This window comes from Exiguobacterium sp. s129 (assembly GCF_018617585.1).
Lineage (GTDB): Bacteria > Bacillota > Bacilli > Exiguobacteriales > Exiguobacteriaceae > Exiguobacterium > Exiguobacterium aestuarii_A.
Genome location: NZ_JACSKL010000002.1, coordinates 63062 through 83148, shown reverse-complemented (window position 1 = coordinate 83148; position 20087 = coordinate 63062). Strand labels below are relative to the sequence as shown.

Here is a 20087-nt window from a genome sequence, read left to right as displayed (position 1 = left end):
ATCATTTCTCCTTCGTCGCGTGGGCAAGGTCACGGTGGACCGTCTTCACGTTGTAGCGCTCCGCGAAATGCTCCGACACTTTCTCGGCGAACGTGATCGAGCGGTGTTTCCCACCCGTACAACCGAACGCCACGACAATCTGTGTCTTCCCTTCCCGCTTATATTGTGGAAGCAGGAATTCGAGCATATCGATCAACTTCTTATAAAACGCCCGCGCTTCCGGGTGTGACATGACATAGTCTTGCACTTCCGTCGTCTGACCCGTGAGCGGTCGAAGCTCAGGGATATAGAACGGGTTCGTGATAAAGCGGACATCGAATAGTAAATCCACATCGAGTGGGACCCCGTGTTTGAATCCGAACGACATAAAGTTGACCGTGAACGGGATACGTTCCTCGTTGAATTGTTGCAAGATACGGTCCTTCAGCATCTGCGGCTTTAAGTCACTCGTGTCATAAAGCGTATGGGCACGGTCGCGGAACCCTTCTAACAGTTCGCGCTCCATCTGGATGCCGACGAGTGGCGCATCCTCTGGTGCGAGCGGATGTGAGCGTCGCGTCTCTTTGTAGCGACGAACGAGCACATCGTCACGCGTCTCTAAGTACAGAAGATGTGGGTGTACGTTCTTCTTTTCTAAATCGTCGATGACGATGAACAGGCTATCAATAAAATCTCTCGTACGTGTATCAATGGCGACCGCGATTTTCGGTCGGACCGAGCTGATGACATCAATCAATTGTGGCAAAAGAACCGGTGGCAAGTTATCGACACAGAAATAGCCGAGATCCTCGAAACTATTCATCGCGACCGACTTCCCAGCCCCGCTCATTCCGCTGATGATGATCAATTCTTCTAATCCTTTAAAATCTTCCATCTCGCTGACGCCCCCTTAAAATTGACAACCGAGCCGTGTGTGTAGCTCTCTCCATCTAGTATAACGAACGTCCGAAAAAAAGAGAAGGACCGCGGTTCCCCGCAGTCCTACCTTCTTGAATCATGCGTTTTGTTCTTGCAACGATTCGAGGAGCCCCTCGATGAAGTGCTGAGCGTTCTGAGCGGCAATCGATCCGTCGTTCGTCGCCGTGACGACTTGGCGGAGCGTTTTGTCACGAACGTCACCGGCAGCAAAGATTCCAGGAATCTTCGTTTCCATCGCCTCGTTCGTGACGATGTAGCCTTGCTCGTTCGTGATCCCGAGGTCTTGGACGAATCCAGTAATCGGGTTCATGCCGATATAGATGAAGACGCCGTCGATTTCGTGGTCTGTCTCTGTGCCGTCAACCGTGCTGACGAGACGAGCGCCACCGACTTTACCGTCTTTCTCTGTGATTTCTTTCAATGTGTGATTCCAAATGAAATCAATTTTCTCATTGTCGAACGCACGTTTTTGAAGAATCTTTTGAGCACGAAGCTCGTCACGACGGTGAACAATCGTCACCTTGTTCGCGAAACGTGTCAAGAAGACACCTTCTTCAACAGCTGAGTCGCCACCACCGATGACGAAGAGATCTTTGCCTTTGAAGAATGCTCCGTCACATACCGCACAGTACGATACGCCACGGCCTCCGAGTTCTTCTTCACCCGGTACACCGATTTTCTTATACTGAGCACCAGAGGCGAGGATGATGGCACGCGCTTTATAGTCGCGGTTGTGCGCATGCACGATTTTGTATTCTGTTTCATCCGAGATGCTTTGCACGTCCCCATACGCATACTCCGCACCGAACGCTTTCGAATGGTCGAACATCTTTTGAGACAAGTCAGGACCGAGAATGCTGTCGTATCCTGGGTAGTTCTCGATGTCTTCCGTGTTGGCCATCTGACCACCCGGAATTCCGCGTTCGATCATAAGTGTTGAAAGATTCGCACGTGAAGCATATAGCGCAGCGGTCATTCCGGCAGGGCCGGCACCGATGATAATGACGTCATAAATTTTTTCTTCTGTCATGTTGATTCCACCTCTGCAAAATATTGATTGCCTTTAGTATAAGAAACCTGTATGGGTATCGTCTATCTTTATGCTTGTTCGAGTGTCCGTTTGAACGAACGAACCGTCTCCGTCAACGTGTCGACTGGGAGATGGAAGGCGTTCGCACAGTCCTCGAGAATCAAGGCGTCTCGTTTCGTATAAAACATCCAGACGAGCGCAGCGGCCGATGCCGTTACGTCCATGAATGCTTCGTCCGATAACAGAAGCATAGCAAATCGTTCATAAAAATCACCTTCTAAGCTCATCCGTTCGGCTTCCGAAACATGCGCTTCCGCAAGGACGAGAGCGTCAAAGGCGCGCTTGACACGAACGTCTCCTTGGAACGGTTGCTGACAAAGGTCGGCACGACACATTTCCGCAAACGCACGGACCGTCTCGTTCTCCGTCACGGCGTTCGTCAGCGCGAGCGCTTCAAACGCCTCATCGTCTTTCAGGTTAGAAATGATTCGAATGATCTCAACCCGAGCCAAGTCCGTCTCTTGACGAAGACCTTGCACGAGCGCCGAACGAAACTCGAGGTTTTCCCGAATATCGAAACTTTGCTTCTCTTCGAACCGTTTCATCTCATCTTTGTTCAAGTAGGTGGCTGCCTCTTCTAATCGTCCTGTCTTATAGGCAGACACGCTGAGCCAATGCCCGAACAATGCGTCACCACGAAACCCGCGTTCTTTCAATAGACGTAACTCTTCATACGCATGGTCATAATGACCGACGAGCGCGAGTGTCGTCGCCAATTTATAACGTAAGTCAAACTGGAGTGGACGAACACGTGTGAGTGGCGTCGATAATTGCATCGCCGCTTCGGATTGTCCCGCTTCATGCAATAGAAGGATCGTGTTCAAGATCGCATGCAAGTTGCCCGGATTTTGATCGAGCACGTACTCGAGCGTCCGAAACGCCGCTTGGTCGTCGCCGAGGTAAAAACTGACGACGGATAGATTGTTATAGGCCGGCCAAAACGATGGATACTGCCCGATTAAACGCTCGAGCGTCGCCTTTGCCGCAAATAGCCGTCCTTTGTCGATTTGACGCTGCGCTTCTGAATGCCATGTGATCAATTCGTCTTCTTCCTCGTCCTCGAGCTCTTGTTCGAGTTCGATTAGTTCGAGAAGGGATTGCACAGCTTCCGCGTAGTGACCTTTCGTGTCACGTGCGAGATATTCAGATGCATAGTTCGCCGCTTCTTCGTATTGAGAGACATAGGCACAGTTGCTCGCTAAATGATAGAGCGCCTCTGTCGCGGTCTCGTCGAGCTCTAATACTCGTTTCCACACGTCATTGGCGTGGTAGACCTCCCCTACTTCAAATAACAGTTCTGCGTACTGTTTATGATAGTCGACGCGATGCGTGGCTGCCGCTGTCGCTTCAGCCATGAAAAAAGTCGCTTCATCTAGGCGACCTTCCCGTAACGCACGACGACCTCTATAGTAGTGGAGCTCCGCAGCGAGCGGAGATTCTGGTTCGGGTAGCGTCATTACTGCTTCATAGTTCGCTTCCATATTCTAAATCCTCCACATCATCTCTAAATCTTTTTTTAGTTGCAGGGATAAGAATACCGCACTCGAACAACGAGGGCAACTGAAAAAGTTAAAAAAAATTGCGACTATATTCCCTCTATAATGAATATTTTTTACTAGGTTCAAAAATTGTTTTTGAGCGAAAATATGATTCAGTCATTTCGACTCATTTTCCCATTAAAAAGCGGCATCCCTTTTAAAAAAAGTGATACCGCTCAAGTATTCTTTCGTGTCTCTATACAAAAGAGGCATAAAAACATTTTGCGAAAAATTGTGTCAAATATGTGTCAGCGACTGGAGTTTCGAACCGACGACCCGCTCTCCCGGCAAGACGTCGCGATGCACGACCGCGCCCGCACCGACGACGGCACCGTCGCCAATCGTCACGCCTGGTAAGATGGTCACGTTCGCTCCAATCAAGACTTCATTTCCGATGATGACATCTCCGATTCGATACTCATCGACGAGATACTCATGACAGAGAATCGTCGAGTTGAATCCGATGACCGTGTTCCGACCGATGGTAATCCGTTCCGGGAACATGACGTCCGGCGTGACCATGAGGGCGAGAGCGCTATACTCTCCGATGTTCATCCCGAGAAACGTCCGGTACAACCACCGCTTTGCCTTCACCGAAGGGAAGTAGCGCCCGATAAGCACGACCGTCGTGTTTTTGAAGACACGTAGGAAGCGAATCGTTCGATACATCTGCCAAAGCGGGTTCGGTCCGTCGATACGAAACCGTTTCGTCTTACGCATGGACGCTGACCTCGTCAAGCCATGCCTCGAAATGTTCCATCGAGTCGATGATGACGTCCGGCTCGAGTGATTCGAGGAACGGACGACCTTTTAGCGCCCACCCGACAGCGACCGTCTTCGTCCCAGCGTTTTTCCCGCCGAAGATGTCCGTATCGTTGTCACCGACCATGACCGCTCGTTCCGGAGACGAACCGAGCGCTTGAAGAGCACGTTCGACCGGTTCAGCGTGCGGTTTTTCATTCTCGACATCGTCCGCTGTCACGACGACATTAAACAAGTGGTCGATTTTGAACAACCGAAGGCCACGTTCGACGACCGGACGACCTTTCGATGTGACGACGCCCATCTTGTATCCTTTCGCATGAAGGCGATATAAGCCTTCGATGACACCCGGGTACTCTGCGACGAGTTGGTCGTGCATGGCGATGTTGAAACTCCGATAGAACGCCTGCATCTCTTTCCATTCTGCTTCGTTCAATTCACGGAACGACTTCTCGAGCGTCGGTCCGATGAAGCGATAGATGTCCTCATCCCGATACGCATGTTCCGGGAAATAATAGTCGAACGTATGACGGAAGCTGGCGATGATGAGCGGGTTCGTATCGAGTAACGTACCGTCTAAGTCAAATAAGAGCGTATCCATTAATCAAACAATCCTTTCTCTGATGGGTCATTGTATCGTTTCGCATTGCGGCGAAGGACCATCATGACGATACCGAAGAGGATCAAGGCAATCGACACCATTTGGGCCGCACGCAAATCGCCTGACATGAGACTATCCGTCCGGAGTCCCTCGATATAGAAGCGACCGATCGAATACCAGACGAGATACGACAAGAAGATGTATCCGCGACGTGGGTTTCCAATCATGCGCCATGCGACGAGGAGGATGACCCCGATGATGTTCCATACACTTTCATAGAGAAACGTTGGGATATAGTATGCCCCGTCGATATACATCTGATTGACAATCCAATCCGGTAGCATGAGCGTGTCTTGTAAGAAGCTACGCGTCGTTTCGCCACCATGGGCCTCTTGGTTCATGAAGTTCCCCCAGCGCCCGATGGCTTGTCCGAGGAGAAGTGATGGTGCCAAGATGTCTGTGACTTTCCAGAACGACATCGATTTTCGCATACAATAGACGATGACGACAAGGAGTGCCCCGAAGATGGCACCGTGAATGGCAATCCCGCCTTGACGGATATCGATGATTTGTCCGAGATTCTCTGAGTAGTAATCCCATTGGAACGTCACGTAGTAAATACGCGCAAAGATGATACTGATTGGAATCGACCAGATGACGACGTCAACGAGTCGTTCCGAATCATAATTGATGCGCTTCGCTTCGTAAAGGGCAAGGACGAGTCCGAGCATCGCTCCGAAGGCGATAATCATACCATACCAGTAAATCGGCAGAGACCCGATTTCAAACGCTACACGATCAAATGTCGGTTCTACCATGATCACAAGTCTCCTTCAGTGTCCTGAATTGCGTTCGCGAGACGTTCCGCAAACTCTTCAGCCGTATTGATGCCCATGTTTTGCAGACGATAGTTCATCGCTGCGACCTCGATGATGACCGCCAAGTTTCGACCTGGGCGGACAGGGATCGTGAGGAGCGGGACTTCACTGTCGATGATTTTCATCGTGTTGTGATCGAGCCCGACACGGTCGTACACTTTTCCAGCGTCCCAGTTCTCCAAGTTGACGATGAGGCTGATCTTCTTATGCGACCGGACCGCACCTGCACCGAACAAGGTCATGACATCGATGATGCCAATTCCACGAATCTCAAGCAAGTGGCGAATCAGCTTCGGTGCTGAACCGACGAGGAGCTGGTCGCCCGTTTGGCGGATCTCGACCGAGTCATCGGCGACGAGACGGTGCCCACGTTTGACGAGTTCAAGCGCGGTCTCCGATTTTCCGACACCGCTCTGTCCTTTGATGAGGACGCCGACACCGTAAATGTCGACGAGGACGCCGTGCATCGCTGTCATCGGTGCAAGTTCCATCTCGAGGAAGTTCGTGATTTGCGACTCGATTGACGTCGTCACCGCATTCGTCCGCATGAGTGGGACGTTTGCCGCTTCCGCTTCTTCTTCGATTTCTGTCGGAATATCAAATCCACGTGTGATTAAAATCCCAGGTGTCGATTCCGTACATAAAATACGGGCACGCTCGCGACGCTTTTCTTCCGATAAGCTCGCATAGAAAGTCAACTCCGTCTTCCCGAGTACTTGAAGACGATTTTTCGCATAGTGCGTGTAGTAACCGGCGAGGACGAGTCCTGGTCGACTAAGGTCAGGTGTGGCGACCGGACGATGGAGTCCCTCTTCTCCCGCAATGACTTGAAGTTTAAAACGCTCAACGACTTGAGCTGTACGTACGATATTTTGCATCAGTATCTGCCCCTTTCACGCTCATTATTGTATCATAGCTCTTTCTCGGAAGCGTTAGGGAAGTGATGAAGAACGTGTCAAAAAATTGTTGAAACTTTCATACATGGCGTTCGTAGGAAGGGTATAGGCAATTAGAGGAGGTGAAAATATGGATGCGTTGTTTTGGATTGTCGTGCTCATCGCGCTCGTCATCGGAATCGGGACGCTCATCTACATCATCAAGTCATTGATCGATATGTGGAAAGAGTATGCGGCGACGAAAAACGAGACGGTCTTGCTCTTGTTCATTTTGAATATCATCGGATTCTTCTTATCCGGCGCGCTCATCTCGATGATTGTCGCCATCATCTTCTACTGGAATCGCTCGAAATCGATGCGACTACTCGGTATCATCTTGTTGATTGCAGGTCCCGTTCTCTTTATCGTCTTCGCAGTCAGTGCGTTCACGCTGTTTGATACACAGATGATGGATTGGCAACAGATGGAGTATGAAATGAATCTATAATCAAAAAAAATCCCGAAGGCGCTGCCTTCGGGATTTGCTTATTGTTGATGGAACGGATTGTTCAAATCGGCTGGGTCGACGGGATCGACCGGATCCGACGGCTCCGTCTGTTCTTCCTCAAGGAAAGTCGACGGTGTATACACCGATCCATGTTCCAAATCGATCGTACCGGTACGTGTACCCGCTTCGACTTCGATGCGAGGCGTTTGACCTCGACCGGACAAGAATTCGAGACGACGCTGGGCAACGTCTTTTCGGTCACGAATGATTTCGAGTTCGTCGAGTAAGCAGTGGAGTCCCCCGAAGTTCGTCTCGAGTTCGCCTTCCACCTCGACGCCGTGTGGCAACACGAGTCGAATGTTTCCGGCGAGCGAGGCGAGTTCGAACTTGGCAGGACGTGCTGTCGCGAGTTCCGCGCGGATGTTACCGTTCCCTGTTTTGAAGGATGCTTTATCGTACTTCCCTCCGACGATGACGGCCCCGTTTCCGGTACGGACGTGCACGAGTTCTGCCTCGACCCCTTCCACCTCGACTGTCCCGTTTCCGGTATTGAGAAGGAGTTCAGACGCGTGTACTTCATGTAGGACAACGCGACCGTTCGCCGTTTGCACGCGGACGTTCTCGACGTCCAAACCATCGGCACGGACTTCCCCGTTCAACGTCTGAATATGAAGATGGTTGAAATGGTGATGTGGGACGTACAGTTCCACGTGGGCCCGGACGAGCTTGTCACGCAAGGAGACGACGAGACGGTCCCCAATGACGGAATGCTTGACCGCCGATTGTAACTGTTCGAGCGCTTTGTCCGCGTCTTGTTGGCGAAGCGGACGACCGGTGACGATGAGCTCACAATCTTCTGCATCTGACGAGACGATGGTCGCCGATGCGTTGAAGAGATCGAGTGAGATGTCGCTACCCGTGAATGGGAATGATTTCGAATACGTCACTTCTGGCCCGAAGTTCGAGCTGAAGGAGAAGTCGCTGTCACGAAGCTTCGTGACGAGTCCTTCTACCGCAGACGTCAATTTCGTCGTGAGCGATTCGACCGAATAGGCATCCACCTTTTCCGTGTCTTGTCGATCTTCTAACGCCTGGACTTGTTCTGGTTCGAGGCGCTCGAGACGCTCGAGTTGCGTCATCGCCTCCTCGATTGTCAACTTGCCTTCCTTCACTTGCTGGAGAATCAGTTCACGCATTTCTTGTTTCACGTTCGTTTTCCCCCTTCAATTTGGTTGCACGTCAATTACCTTCCCGTTTCTCACCATTTCTATACTTATTTCTTTTTTCCTGCTTTTGGTTTCACGCGAGCCGCATCTCGTTCGAGGACCGGCTTCAAATACTTGCCGGTATACGACCCAGACACTTCGGCGACTTCTTCCGGCGTTCCCGTCGCGACGATGAGTCCGCCGCCGTCCCCGCCTTCTGGTCCGAGGTCGATCAAATAATCGGCTGACTTGATGACGTCGAGGTTATGTTCGATGACGAGCACCGTGTCCCCGTTCTCGACGAGGCGCTGCAACACTTTCAACAAGCGGGCGATGTCATCGACATGAAGACCTGTCGTCGGTTCGTCCAAAATATAAATCGTCTTCCCGGTCGAACGTTTATGAAGCTCCGAGGCGAGTTTGACACGCTGGGCTTCCCCACCGGAAAGTTCCGTCGCCGGCTGACCGAGTTTCATATAGCCAAGACCGACGTCATAGATGGTCTGAATCTTCCGCTTGATTTTCGGAATTTTGTCAAAGAATTCGAGCCCTTCCTCAATCGTCATATCGAGGACATCGGCAATCGTCTTCCCTTTATATTTCACTTCGAGCGTCTCACGATTATAACGTTTCCCGTGACAGACCTCACATGGCACGTACACGTCCGGCAAGAAGTGCATCTCAATCTTGATGATCCCGTCCCCACGGCACGCTTCACAGCGTCCGCCTTTCACGTTGAAACTGAAACGCCCTTTCTTATAGCCGCGCATCTTCGCTTCGTTCGTCGAGGCGAAGACGTCACGAATGTCGTCGAAGACGCCCGTATACGTCGCCGGGTTTGAACGCGGTGTACGCCCAATTGGAGATTGGTCGATATCGATGACTTTATCGATATGCTCAAGACCTTCAATCTTCTTATGTTTCCCCGGCTTCGCTTTGGCACGGTTCATATTGTGTGCGAGCGATTTGTAGAGAATCTCGTTGATGAGCGTCGACTTCCCAGAACCGGATACACCCGTCACGGCGACGAACATCCCGAGCGGAATCGAGACGTCGACATCTTTCAAGTTGTTCTCTTCCGCCTTGACGATCTTCAAGAATCGTTCGTCCGGCATCTTCCGTTCAGGCGGGAGCGGGATGAACTTCTTCCCGGCAAGGTATTGACCCGTGAGCGAGTTCTTGTTTTTCATCAGTTGCTTCGGCGTGCCGGCAGCGATGACTTGTCCACCGTGCTCCCCGGCACCCGGTCCGATATCGATCAAATAATCGGCTTCCATCATCGTATCTTCATCATGCTCGACGACGATGAGCGTGTTGCCGATGTCTCGCATCTGTTTGAGCGTGGCAATCAAACGATCGTTGTCTCGTTGGTGAAGACCGATTGACGGTTCATCGAGGACGTACAAAACACCTGTGAGACGAGAACCGATTTGCGTCGCAAGTCGAATCCGCTGAGCTTCCCCACCTGAGAGGGTTCCCGCAGCACGAGACAGCGTCAAATAGTCAAGACCGACGTTATTCAAGAAACTGAGTCGCTCTCGAATCTCCTGCAAGATGAGGCGGGCAATGGCGATCTCTTTTTCACTGAGCTGTTCATTCAGCCCTTCGAAGAATGCGAGTGCGTTCACGACCGACTTTTCCGTCACTTGTCCGACGTGCTGGCCCGTGATCTTGACGGCGAGTGACTCTTCTTTCAAACGATAGCCGTGACATGTCGGGCAGGCGTGCGTCGCCATATACATCTCCATCTGTTCACGGATGTAGTCGGACGTTGTCTCTCGGTAGCGGCGCTCGATGTTACGGAGCACCCCTTCAAAGAAGATTGTATTCGTCCGGACTTGACCGAAGTCGTTCTCGTAACGGAAGAGGAATGACTCTTCCGAAGATCCGTTCAAGACGAGGTCTTGGTCACGCTTCGACAGACGTTCAAATGGTACATCCATATCGATATTGAAGTGCTGGCACATCGCCGCCAACAGTTGCGGATAATATTGCGAACTCGTCGGTTGCCATGCAGCGACCGCCCCTTCTTTTAACGTCTTCGATGGATCAGGGATGACGAGTTCTGGGTCGACGTCTAGTTTCGTCCCGAGTCCGTCACACGTCGGGCAAGCCCCGAACGGTGAGTTGAAAGAGAACATACGTGGTTCGAGTTCTCCGATTGAGAATCCACAAATCGGGCAAGCGTGGTGTTCGCTGAATAGAAGCTCGGTCCCGTCCATTTTGTCGATAATGACACGTCCGTCGGCAAGGCGTAATGCTGTCTCAAGAGAGTCGGCAAGGCGCCCTTCGACGTCAGGTCGGACGACGAGACGGTCGACGACGACTTCAATCGAGTGCTTCTTGTTTTTATCGAGTTCGATTTCATCCGTCAGTTCGATCGTCTCTCCGTTCACGCGGACACGGACGAACCCTTCTTTCTTCAACGAGTCGAACACTTTGACGTGCGTTCCTTTACGACCTGACACGATCGGTGCCAAAATCTGAAGTCGCGTCCGTTCCGGCAATTCCATCACCTGGTCGACCATCTGCGAAATCGTCTGACTCGAGATTTCGATACCGTGGTTCGGACAGACCGGTTTTCCGATTCGTGCGAACAAGAGTCGGAGATAGTCGTAAATCTCTGTCACCGTTCCGACGGTCGAGCGCGGGTTTCGGCTCGTCGTCTTCTGGTCGATCGAGATGGCCGGACTTAAGCCTTCAATCGTATCGACGTCCGGCTTATCCATCTGTCCGAGGAACTGACGGGCGTACGCAGACAAACTTTCGACGTAGCGTCGCTGTCCTTCCGCATAAATCGTATCGAACGCAAGCGACGACTTCCCGGAGCCGGACAAGCCCGTCAAGACGACGAGCTGGTCACGTGGGATATCGATGTCGATATTTTTTAAGTTGTTGACGCGTGCCCCTTTGATGACAATCGCATTTTTCTTTTCAGCCATTTAATTCCCTACCTTCAACTCCAAGATTAAGTCACGCAATTCGGCTGCACGCTCGAACTGGAGATCGCGCGCCGCTTGCTTCATTTCTTCTTCTAATTTGGCAATCGCCGCCTCGCGTTCGGCCGGCTTCATCGTACTGAGCGATTCGAGTGCCTCTTCTTCGGCCTCGACCGTCGCCCGGATGACACCACGGACGTCTTTTCGAATCGTCTGTGGCGTGATGCCATGTTCTTCATTATATGCTTGTTGAATCGTCCGACGACGATCCGTCTCTTCGATGGCTCGTGCCATCGAGTCGGTCATCTTGTCCGCAAACAGTATGACATGTCCGTTCGCATTACGGGCCGCCCGTCCAATCGTCTGGATGAGCGAACGGTCGGAACGAAGGAACCCTTCCTTGTCTGCATCGAGAATTGTCACGAGACTGACTTCCGGAATATCGAGCCCTTCTCGTAACAAGTTGATCCCGACGAGCACGTCATACTTCCCGAGACGAAGGTCACGGATGATTTCAATCCGTTCGAGCGTCTTGATCTCGGAGTGCATATAGTTGACCTTGATTCCTGCTTCACGCAAGTAGTCGGACAAGTCTTCTGCCATCTTCTTCGTGAGCGTCGTCACGAGGACACGTTCGTCTCGCTTGATGCGTTCGCGGATTTGGTCCATCAAGTAGTCGATTTGTCCTTTGATCGGATGAATCTCGATCGTCGGGTCGAGTAATCCTGTCGGACGAATGATCTGCTCGATCATCTTCGGTGTATGTTCGAGCTCGTACGGACCTGGTGTCGCCGAGATGAAGATCGCTTGTGAGACTTTCTTCTCGAACTCATCGAATTTGAGCGGACGGTTGTCCTTTGCAGAAGGAAGACGGAACCCATGGTCGACGAGCACTTGTTTCCGTGCCTGGTCCCCGTTATACATCCCGCGTACTTGCGGGAGCGTCACGTGTGACTCATCGGCGACGAGTAAGAAGTCCTCTGGGAAGTAATCAATCAATGTATACGGGGTCGAGCCTTCTGGCATCAAGTTTAAGTGTCGTGAATAGTTCTCGATGCCTGAACAATACCCCATTTCACGCATCATCTCCAAATCGTAATGCGTTCGCTGCTCGAGACGTTGTGCCTCGAGTAGCTTCCCTTCTTCACGGAACTTCTCGAGTTGCTCCTCGAGTTCCGCTTCGATGTTGACGATTGCTTTTTGCAGTTTTTCGTCACGCGTGACGAAGTGGGATGCCGGGAAGATGGCGACGTGATCACGGTCTGCGATGATTTCACCCGTCAACGGGTCCATCTCACGGATTCGGTCGATCTCGTCCCCGAAAAATTCGATGCGCATGCAGTGTTCGTCACGTGACGCCGGGAAGATTTCGACGACGTCCCCACGTACACGGAAACGTCCACGCTGGAAGTCGATATCGTTTCGTTCATATTGAATGTCGATGAGCTTACGAAGCATCTCGTCACGACCCATCTCTTTTCCGACGCGGAGACTCAATACGAGACTGCGATATTCTTCCGGGTTACCGAGACCATATATACAGGAAACGGATGCGACGATGATGACGTCATCCCGCTCGAAGAGAGCCGACGTCGCCGAGTGACGCAGCTTATCGATTTCATCGTTGATGGACGCATCCTTCTCGATAAATGTATCGGTTGAAGGCACGTACGCTTCAGGCTGATAGTAGTCGTAATAGCTGACGAAGTACTCGACCGCGTTGTTCGGAAAGAACTCTTTGAACTCAGAATACAATTGACCAGCGAGCGTCTTGTTGTGGGCGAGGACGAGTGTCGGCTTCTTCACTTCTTGGATGACGTTCGAGACGGTGAACGTCTTCCCTGTTCCGGTCGCCCCGAGGAGTGTCTGATAACGATCACCCCGATTGACGCCTTCGACAAGTTGTCGAATCGCTTCAGGCTGGTCACCTCCTGGTTGAAATTCAGATTGTAATGCAAACGGAATCGATTCCATAAGATACTCCTCACCTTCTCATTTCATAGTGTCTTGATTATACCATAGACACGAACAAATATTCGCTTATTAGCTTGCATACGGATTTAAGCCTTTTCTCTTATATATCATCATTTCTTTTTCCGTTACCGTCTCAAAAGAAACATCAAATCTTGTTGCATTCATCCTTCGAGAATTGCTTCACAATCGTTTTTGTAGCATAGAACACGGAAAGTCGGATCCTGGACCTTGTTCCTATTCGATTGAAATTCCCATGATTTTTAAAAAGGGATGCCAAAATCATATACTTTTCGCGCTCTATCTGACTCTTTATGTGAAGTTTACAGGTGTAAATGTGAACATTTGTAGGAAAAAAGTAGGATTTTTGAAAAACACCGTTTTAAAACGCTTACATTTTGGGCATATAATGAAGTGGTAAGTCAAATTGCATAAGGGAGAAAGGGGAGTATCACATGTCAGCATTTGTAAGTGAAATTATCGGTACGATGCTATTGATTCTGCTCGGTAACGGTGTCGTCGCCGGCGTCGTCCTCCGCCATTCCAAAGCGGAAAACTCTGGCTGGATTGTCATCACCATGGGTTGGGGTCTTGCCGTTATGATCGGGGTATACGCAGCCGGTATTTACGGAGGCGCACACATCAACCCTGCCGTCTCGATTGGTCTCGCAACAGCAGGGGAATTCCCTTGGGAAGATGTCCCACTCTACATCCTCGCTCAGTTTATCGGAGCCATCATCGGGGCATGTTTAGTGTATGTCCACTACAAGCCGCATTACGATGCGACGGATGACCCAGGTTTGAAACTCGCAACCTTCTCAACTGCACCAGGTATTCGTAGTACACCGTTCAACTTGATTGGTGAGATTATCGGAACTTTCGTCCTTGTCTTTGCATTGTTGTCATTCGGGGCAAACACATTCGCAGACGGACTCAACCCGCTCATCGTCGGTTTCTTAATCGTCTCGATCGGTCTCTCGCTCGGTGGTACGACGGGGTATGCAATCAACCCGGCACGTGACCTTGGGCCACGTATCGCACACGCGTTTCTTCCAATCAAAGGAAAAGGATCTTCAGACTGGGGCTATTCATGGATTCCAGTTGTCGGTCCGATTATCGGTGCTGTCATCGCCGCACTCGTTTACGGCATTCTCGTCCCTTAACACATAATTTTGAAGGAGGAAATCACATATGGCGAAAGAAAAACGTTATATTTTAGCATTGGACCAAGGAACGACAAGTTCACGTGCAATCATTTTTGATCATGATGGAAAAATCGTCACAGTCGCACAGCGCGAATTCAAACAATACTTCCCAAAACCAGGCTGGGTTGAGCATAACGCCAATGAGATCTGGGGTTCTGTCCTCGCCGTTATGGCGGAAGCGTTCGGTTCGGCGGATATCGACCCGAATGAAATCGCAGGAATCGGGATCACGAACCAACGTGAGACTGCGGTCGTTTGGGAGAAAGAAACAGGACGTCCTGTTTACAACGCGGTTGTTTGGCAATCACGTCAAACTGCTGATATCTGTGAAGAGCTAAAAGCGGCAGGTCACTCGGACATGGTTCGTGACAAAACGGGTCTTCTCATCGACGCCTACTTCTCAGGTACGAAAGTCAAATGGATCTTGGATAACGTCGAAGGCGCTCGTGAGAAAGCCGAGAACGGTGAACTTCTCTTCGGAACAATCGACACATGGCTCATCTGGAAACTCTCAGGTGGTCAAGCACACGTGACAGATTATTCGAACGCATCACGTACACTCATGTACAATATTTACGAACAGAAGTGGGATGACGAGTTACTCGAGATTTTGACGGTACCAAAATCGATGCTTCCTGAAGTCAAGCCTTCTAGTGAAGTCTATGCGAATACGATTCCGTATCACTTCTTCGGATTCGAAGTACCAATCGCCGGAGCCGCAGGTGACCAACAGGCTGCCTTGTTCGGTCAGACGTGCTTCGAAAAAGGTGAAGGAAAGAACACCTATGGTACAGGTTGCTTCATGCTCATGAACACCGGCGAAGAAGCTGTTAAATCAGATCACGGTCTATTGACGACAATCGCGTGGGGCTATAACGGAAAAGTCGAATATGCGCTCGAAGGTTCGATCTTCGTCGCCGGTTCGGCAATCCAATGGCTCCGTGACGGATTACGTATGTTGAAATCAGCAAAAGACTCGGAACAGTATGCGACGCGAATCGAATCTACAGAGGGCGTTTATGTCGTACCTGCCTTCGTTGGTCTCGGTGCACCATATTGGAACTCTGACGTGCGTGGTGCCATCTTCGGTCTCACACGCGGAACGGAGAAAGAACAATTCGTCCGTGCGACGATTGAATCACTCGCTTATCAGACACGCGACGTCCTCACATCGATGGAGAACGATTCAGGAATTAACTTGAAGACACTTCGCGTCGATGGTGGAGCCGTCAGCAACAACTTCCTCATGCAGTTCCAATCGGATATCCTCGACGTACCGGTCGAACGTCCGGAAGTAAGTGAAACGACTGCACTCGGTGCCGCCTACTTGGCAGGTCTCGCCGTCGGTTTCTGGAAAGACCAAGCGGAAGTCAAAGAACAATGGAAACTCGACAAAAAGTTCGAACCGAGCATGGACGAGTCTCATCGCGAAGCACTCTACAAAGGTTGGCAACACGCGGTCGAAGCAACGATGGCATTCAAACCATCAAAACTTGACGTATAAGTGGCAAGGGCATCCTCACGGGTGCCCTTTTCGTATGCAAAAAAAGAGTACCCCGTGAAGGATACTCTTACAATTTACGAAGTCGGACACGCGGGCTCGTCGGCTCCCCGACGAACAAGATACCGAGTTCGTGTGGATCGGTCTCATACATCGCCCGTTGAACGAAACGGATATCTCCGTTCAGATTCAACACCTCGAGCTTGATGTACGGTTTATGTTGCTGGAGCGCCTCATAAAAGCTATGCCCTCCCGTGATGATCGTGCCATTCACTTTATAGATGGACTCACCCGGAATGAGCTGCATCGCCTCTCCCGGTGAATTCGGAAGCGTGTCCACGATGACCGCCCCACGATTCCCATTGATGAAGACAGGTGTCGTACCCCGATTCTCTCGTTTGATCCACTGAAGCCCGAGCTCATAAAGAACGAACAAGGCGAACAGCGCATAGTCGACATGCGGAATCTCCCATACATACGAGAGACCGAATAGACCGAGAGCGATCAAGGCGAGCACCGCGCGATAGTTGCTCAATCGTGCGAGAAGCGTCCCTGGTAAGGCTCCAGTCGACAGTAAGCTGACACCGATCGGAATCGGAAGAATGATCGGCACCATCGGCCAGTCGAGACCGAATGTCGGTGGCAAGAAGACGACGAGCGGGAAAAACCAAATGCGTTTGACGACATGCCCCCCGATGAACTGACCACGTTTCGATAAAATCAGTGTCGGGGACGTCTCTTTCGACCCGTTCCAGCGCAAGAGAATCGCTTCCGCGAGTGTGACGAGTCCGAACGTGAGCGCGTAGACCGTCCAATCGACCCGGGCGAGCTCTCTCACCCAATCACTGAGCGCCCCGTAAGAGACGACATCTCGCAACATGACGACCGCGAACAAGGCAAAGAGTGGAAGCACCGGATTGAAGAATCTCGGATGCATCGTCAACACCACGAGCGTATAGAGCACCGTGAACGAGACGGCCCATTCAAACGTGATGGTCGTCTCAAGTAGAATCGTCGCGGCCGATGAGAGGACCGCTAGAAGAAGACTCGGCCAGATGAAATGCTTCCATTCCGACTTCGGCGAGCGTCGTCTCGAACGAAACATGGCTCGTTCTCGTTTGACTCGTGTCATCGATATGTATGTAAGGGCGACGAGCGTCACCCAAAACAGCGGACTACCTAACAACGTCAATAAAGCCGTAACACTCATTCGTACAACTTCCACGCGGTCCAATCCTTTCTTTCATTCAACATTATTTTGCGGCTTCTTCGAGCGCCCGGTTCAATTGGGCATCGTTCGCCTCATCTTGAATCGCCTCGAGCAATTTCGATTCGAGCGCCGAAGCGGTCTCTTCATCGACTGTCCCAGAAGCCTCGAGACCATTGTCTGTCTGGAATGCTTTCACGGCATCTGCCATCGTGTCGCCATAGTATCCTGGTTGACCGCCTGGCTCATAACCGATTCCCGTCAAGATTTTATGCAAGTTCGAGACGGCATCGCCGTAATCTCCGACTTTCAATGACTCTTCTTCTGTCAACACACGGGTCACATTGAAGTAATCCGGTTGTTTCACTTCGATGTCAGGCTCGATTCCTTTTTTATTGATCCAATTCCCATCTGGCGTGAGCCATTTGCTCGTCGTCAACTTCAAGTTGCTGCCGTCCTCCAAATCGAATGCCGTCTGGACGACGCCCTTCCCGAACGTTTTCGTCCCGATGATCGTCGCGCCAGCCCCTTCTTTCATCGCACCCGTCAAAATCTCGGATGCCGAGGCTGAGCCCTCATCCGTCAAGACGAATAACTCATACGGCTTCGCTTCACGGGCGCGACCATTCTGTGCGTCACGGTCCCCGTCCGCATTTTCGATTTGAACGACCGGTTTTGATGTCGGTACGAATCCTTCCGACATCTCGATGACAGCTGGCAAGAGACCTCCCGGGTTCCCACGTACGTCGATGATCAAGCTGTCGATATCTTCTGACTCGAGTTGTTCGAGTTGTTCAAGGAACTCGTCGGCCGTCGGTTCTGAGAACTGCGTCACTTGCAGATAGCCGATTTTTTTGCCGTCTTGCTCTTTCACTTCTGAGAATACTGTTTCAATCGGAATCGTGTCACGCGTGATCTCATAGTCCGCCGTCTGATTGCCACGGCGAATCGTCAACGTGACGGTCGTCCCTTTTTCTCCACGGATGAGCTGGACGGCTTCCTGGACGTCCATCCCTTCGATTGACTCCCCGTCGACCGCCGTGATGATATCACCAGGACGAAGGCCTGCCTCCTCAGCCGGAGCGCCTTTGATTGGAGCGACGATTAAGATGTCTTCTCCTTTCTTCTCCAAAGTCGCGCCGATTCCTTCAAAACTCGATTCAATCGAGTCGGTAAATTGCGATGTTTCTTCCGCGTCCAAGAAATCCGAATACGGGTCATTGAGTGCTGCCGTCATACCATCGAGCGCACCGGTCAATAAATCCTCTTCCGAGATGTCTTGTAATGAATGTTCCTCAATCAAATCACGCACTTGGTCGACTTTATCCCAGCCTTCCGCATTCGTCTGAATCGGAAGTGATGTGTCTGTAAACGCCATCGTCGCAAGGCCTGCACCGGCCCCAGCCACGAACGTTGTGCCAGCGAGTAGTCCTGCGGTTGAATTTTTCACGGGTTGGTCCCTCATTTCTCTTTGTAAGTCTTTTCATTAGTATAGCAAAAACAAGAGGAAAAGCGGACGCGTTCCACATATTTGGGACGCGTCCGCTTTAGTCAGTATCCAATATACGGGGCTGGGTCAATCGCATTCGGTTGTCCCGGTGCCCATTTTCCTCGATGTAGCTCAAAATGGAGATGCGGTCCAGTCGACCAGCCGGTGTTGCCGAGCGTCCCGACCGTCTGCCCTGCTGCGACTTGTTGACCAGCACCGACCGTGATCGCGTTTAGATGGGCGTATACCGTCGTCCAAATTTCTCCGTTCATGACGTGGGAGACGAAGACAACGTTCCCATATCCGGTCGCCGGCGCCGCCTTGATGACGACACCCGATGCGCTCGCGACGATCGGTGTTCCTTGGGCGTTAACGAGGTCAATCCCCTTATGAATCTCAGGGACACCTGTCAACGGATTGTTCCGCGGTCCGAACGGGCTCGAGACGTAACCAGAAACGGGACGGACGAATCCAGTCGAAGTGGACACGTTCGTCGGTGTTTCAACAGGCGGTGGCGTCACTTCAGGTGCCGCGACCTCCGTCTCCGCTTCCCGCGCCTCTCTTTCGGCGCGTGCCCTTTCTTCAGCTGCACGTGCCTCGGCTTCCCGCTTCGCACGTTCTGCCGCTTCAGCGGCTTCTCGTTCAGCAGTCGCGATCGCCTCAAGCTGTTCACTGATGATCCGGTTCTGTTCGGCCATGACGGCTTGTTCTTCGCTGCGCGTCATTTTTTCGAGTTCGAGCTGCTCGACTTGTTCGTTCAGTTCGACCAACAAGTCACGTTTCTTCTCGGCCGTCCGGTCAAGGTCTTGTTTCGTGATGACGAGCTCACGCTCTTTTTGTTTGATGAAAGAGAGCTGGGTACGCTGTGTCGTCTCTAACGACTCGAGACGTTCCATCTCACTCATATAATTATGTATGAGCTCCCGGTCCTGCTCAGCGATTGTGCGGGCCGTCATGACCCGGGTCACGAAATCGCCGAAGGAACGAGACTCAAAAATGACTTGTAAATAAGAAGAATCTTCATGCACTTGTAAGACGCGAAGGCGCTCGTTTAACAGTTCCTTCTGACTTTCCAAGTATTCTTTTTGAACGGAAAGTTGTTGGCGGGTCGCCTCAAGCTCTTCACGGGCCGTATCGACCTCGTGCTGTTGAATCGCGATTTGTTCACTCAAATCATTCAAGCGGTCATCGACGACGAGAATTTCCGTCTGCACGGCATCCCGTTCTGCCTCGGTGACCTCGAGCTCGGCATCCGTCTCGGCCTGCGCTTTTTTCGACTCCTCCAATTCATTGGACAGTCGGTCTTGTCGAGCTTTTAACGTGTCTTTCTCTGTCGCCATGACCGGCATGGCAAGTAATGATACACACAACCCTAGCGCAAGCGAACGTTTCATCCGCCA

General features: G+C 51.4%; 16 protein-coding genes. 3 read left to right on the top strand and 13 right to left on the bottom strand.

Translation table 11 applies throughout. From position 1 onward, the window contains the following. Position 1: 1 nt before the first annotated feature. From rapZ to hprK, 7 genes are all read right to left on the bottom strand, one after another. Positions 2-874, bottom strand: a complete 873-nt coding sequence (rapZ, locus tag KNO92_RS02890) for an RNase adapter RapZ (protein ID WP_074033636.1) — start codon at positions 872-874, stop codon at positions 2-4. Between the two features lie 120 nt (positions 875-994). Then, a complete protein-coding gene (gene trxB, locus KNO92_RS02885; RefSeq protein WP_074033640.1) occupies positions 995-1948 on the bottom strand; it encodes a thioredoxin-disulfide reductase in 954 nt (317 codons plus the stop codon). Between the two features lie 68 nt (positions 1949-2016). Next, on the bottom strand, positions 2017-3489 hold the full coding sequence (locus KNO92_RS02880) for a tetratricopeptide repeat protein (protein ID WP_214693570.1): 1473 nt from the start codon (positions 3487-3489) through the stop codon (positions 2017-2019). Between the two features lie 294 nt (positions 3490-3783). Continuing rightward, complete coding sequence (locus KNO92_RS02875; RefSeq protein ID WP_214760067.1) at positions 3784-4266, bottom strand: acyltransferase; 483 nt, start codon at positions 4264-4266, stop codon at positions 3784-3786. After that, the gene (gene ppaX, locus KNO92_RS02870; protein ID WP_214760065.1) at positions 4259-4909 is read right to left on the bottom strand and encodes a pyrophosphatase PpaX; all 651 of its coding nucleotides are present in this window, start codon (positions 4907-4909) and stop codon (positions 4259-4261) included. The genes KNO92_RS02875 and ppaX overlap by 8 nt, the downstream gene beginning before the upstream one ends. Beyond that, entirely contained in the window at positions 4909-5727 is an 819-nt protein-coding gene (gene lgt / locus KNO92_RS02865; RefSeq protein WP_074033649.1) for a prolipoprotein diacylglyceryl transferase, read from the bottom strand. The genes ppaX and lgt overlap by 1 nt, the downstream gene beginning before the upstream one ends. 2 nt (positions 5728-5729) lie before the next feature. Next, positions 5730-6665: an HPr(Ser) kinase/phosphatase gene (gene hprK / locus KNO92_RS02860; RefSeq protein ID WP_214693573.1), complete on the bottom strand. Its 936-nt coding sequence runs from the start codon at positions 6663-6665 to the stop codon at positions 5730-5732. A gap of 148 nt (positions 6666-6813) precedes the next feature. On the opposite strand from hprK, the gene KNO92_RS02855 reads away from it, so the two are divergent. Then, complete coding sequence (locus KNO92_RS02855) at positions 6814-7170, top strand: hypothetical protein (RefSeq protein ID WP_214693574.1); 357 nt, start codon at positions 6814-6816, stop codon at positions 7168-7170. A 38-nt stretch (positions 7171-7208) separates the two neighbouring features. Here the strand turns inward: KNO92_RS02855 and KNO92_RS02850 are convergent, their stop codons facing one another. From KNO92_RS02850 to uvrB, 3 genes are all read right to left on the bottom strand, one after another. Beyond that, complete coding sequence (locus KNO92_RS02850; RefSeq protein WP_214760064.1) at positions 7209-8378, bottom strand: DUF4097 family beta strand repeat-containing protein; 1170 nt, start codon at positions 8376-8378, stop codon at positions 7209-7211. Positions 8379-8443: 65 nt separating this feature from the next. Further along, positions 8444-11317, bottom strand: a complete 2874-nt coding sequence (gene uvrA / locus KNO92_RS02845; RefSeq protein WP_214693576.1) for an excinuclease ABC subunit UvrA — start codon at positions 11315-11317, stop codon at positions 8444-8446. Continuing rightward, entirely contained in the window at positions 11318-13288 is a 1971-nt protein-coding gene (gene uvrB, locus KNO92_RS02840; protein ID WP_214693580.1) for an excinuclease ABC subunit UvrB, read from the bottom strand. 452 nt (positions 13289-13740) lie between these two features. On the opposite strand from uvrB, the gene KNO92_RS02835 reads away from it, so the two are divergent. After that, on the top strand, positions 13741-14448 hold the full coding sequence (locus KNO92_RS02835) for an MIP/aquaporin family protein (protein ID WP_214760063.1): 708 nt from the start codon (positions 13741-13743) through the stop codon (positions 14446-14448). A 28-nt stretch (positions 14449-14476) separates the two neighbouring features. Next, positions 14477-15994, top strand: a complete 1518-nt coding sequence (gene glpK / locus KNO92_RS02830; RefSeq protein ID WP_214760062.1) for a glycerol kinase GlpK — start codon at positions 14477-14479, stop codon at positions 15992-15994. Positions 15995-16061: 67 nt separating this feature from the next. On the opposite strand, the gene KNO92_RS02825 is transcribed toward glpK, so the two are convergent. The 3 genes from KNO92_RS02825 to KNO92_RS02815 form a co-directional block, all read right to left on the bottom strand. Further along, a complete protein-coding gene (locus KNO92_RS02825) occupies positions 16062-17201 on the bottom strand; it encodes a PDZ domain-containing protein (RefSeq protein ID WP_214693585.1) in 1140 nt (379 codons plus the stop codon). Positions 17202-17244: 43 nt separating this feature from the next. After that, positions 17245-18648 carry a S41 family peptidase gene (locus KNO92_RS02820; RefSeq protein ID WP_214760061.1) on the bottom strand — a complete coding sequence of 468 codons (1404 nt, stop codon included), beginning with the start codon at positions 18646-18648 and terminating at the stop codon, positions 17245-17247. 101 nt (positions 18649-18749) lie between these two features. After that, positions 18750-20081, bottom strand: coding sequence for a murein hydrolase activator EnvC family protein (locus KNO92_RS02815; protein ID WP_214760059.1), 1332 nt, complete (start codon positions 20079-20081; stop codon positions 18750-18752). Positions 20082-20087 lie beyond the last annotated feature (6 nt).

Excerpts from the sequence above, each read along its gene's own strand:
- KNO92_RS02835 (WP_214760063.1), top strand. The coding sequence starts at position 13,741 with ATGTCAGCATTTGTAAGTGAAATTATCGGTACGATGCTATTGATTCTG.
- glpK (WP_214760062.1), top strand. The coding sequence starts at position 14,477 with ATGGCGAAAGAAAAACGTTATATTTTAGCATTGGACCAAGGAACGACA.
- KNO92_RS02815 (WP_214760059.1), bottom strand. The coding sequence starts at position 20,081 with ATGAAACGTTCGCTTGCGCTAGGGTTGTGTGTATCATTACTTGCCATG.
- lgt (WP_074033649.1), bottom strand. The coding sequence starts at position 5,727 with ATGGTAGAACCGACATTTGATCGTGTAGCGTTTGAAATCGGGTCTCTG.
- KNO92_RS02825 (WP_214693585.1), bottom strand. The coding sequence starts at position 17,201 with ATGAGTGTTACGGCTTTATTGACGTTGTTAGGTAGTCCGCTGTTTTGG.
- ppaX (WP_214760065.1), bottom strand. The coding sequence starts at position 4,909 with ATGGATACGCTCTTATTTGACTTAGACGGTACGTTACTCGATACGAAC.
- uvrB (WP_214693580.1), bottom strand. The coding sequence starts at position 13,288 with ATGGAATCGATTCCGTTTGCATTACAATCTGAATTTCAACCAGGAGGT.
- KNO92_RS02880 (WP_214693570.1), bottom strand. The coding sequence starts at position 3,489 with ATGGAAGCGAACTATGAAGCAGTAATGACGCTACCCGAACCAGAATCT.
- hprK (WP_214693573.1), bottom strand. The coding sequence starts at position 6,665 with ATGCAAAATATCGTACGTACAGCTCAAGTCGTTGAGCGTTTTAAACTT.
- KNO92_RS02875 (WP_214760067.1), bottom strand. The coding sequence starts at position 4,266 with ATGCGTAAGACGAAACGGTTTCGTATCGACGGACCGAACCCGCTTTGG.
- uvrA (WP_214693576.1), bottom strand. The coding sequence starts at position 11,317 with ATGGCTGAAAAGAAAAATGCGATTGTCATCAAAGGGGCACGCGTCAAC.
- trxB (WP_074033640.1), bottom strand. The coding sequence starts at position 1,948 with ATGACAGAAGAAAAAATTTATGACGTCATTATCATCGGTGCCGGCCCT.
- rapZ (WP_074033636.1), bottom strand. The coding sequence starts at position 874 with ATGGAAGATTTTAAAGGATTAGAAGAATTGATCATCATCAGCGGAATG.
- KNO92_RS02855 (WP_214693574.1), top strand. The coding sequence starts at position 6,814 with ATGGATGCGTTGTTTTGGATTGTCGTGCTCATCGCGCTCGTCATCGGA.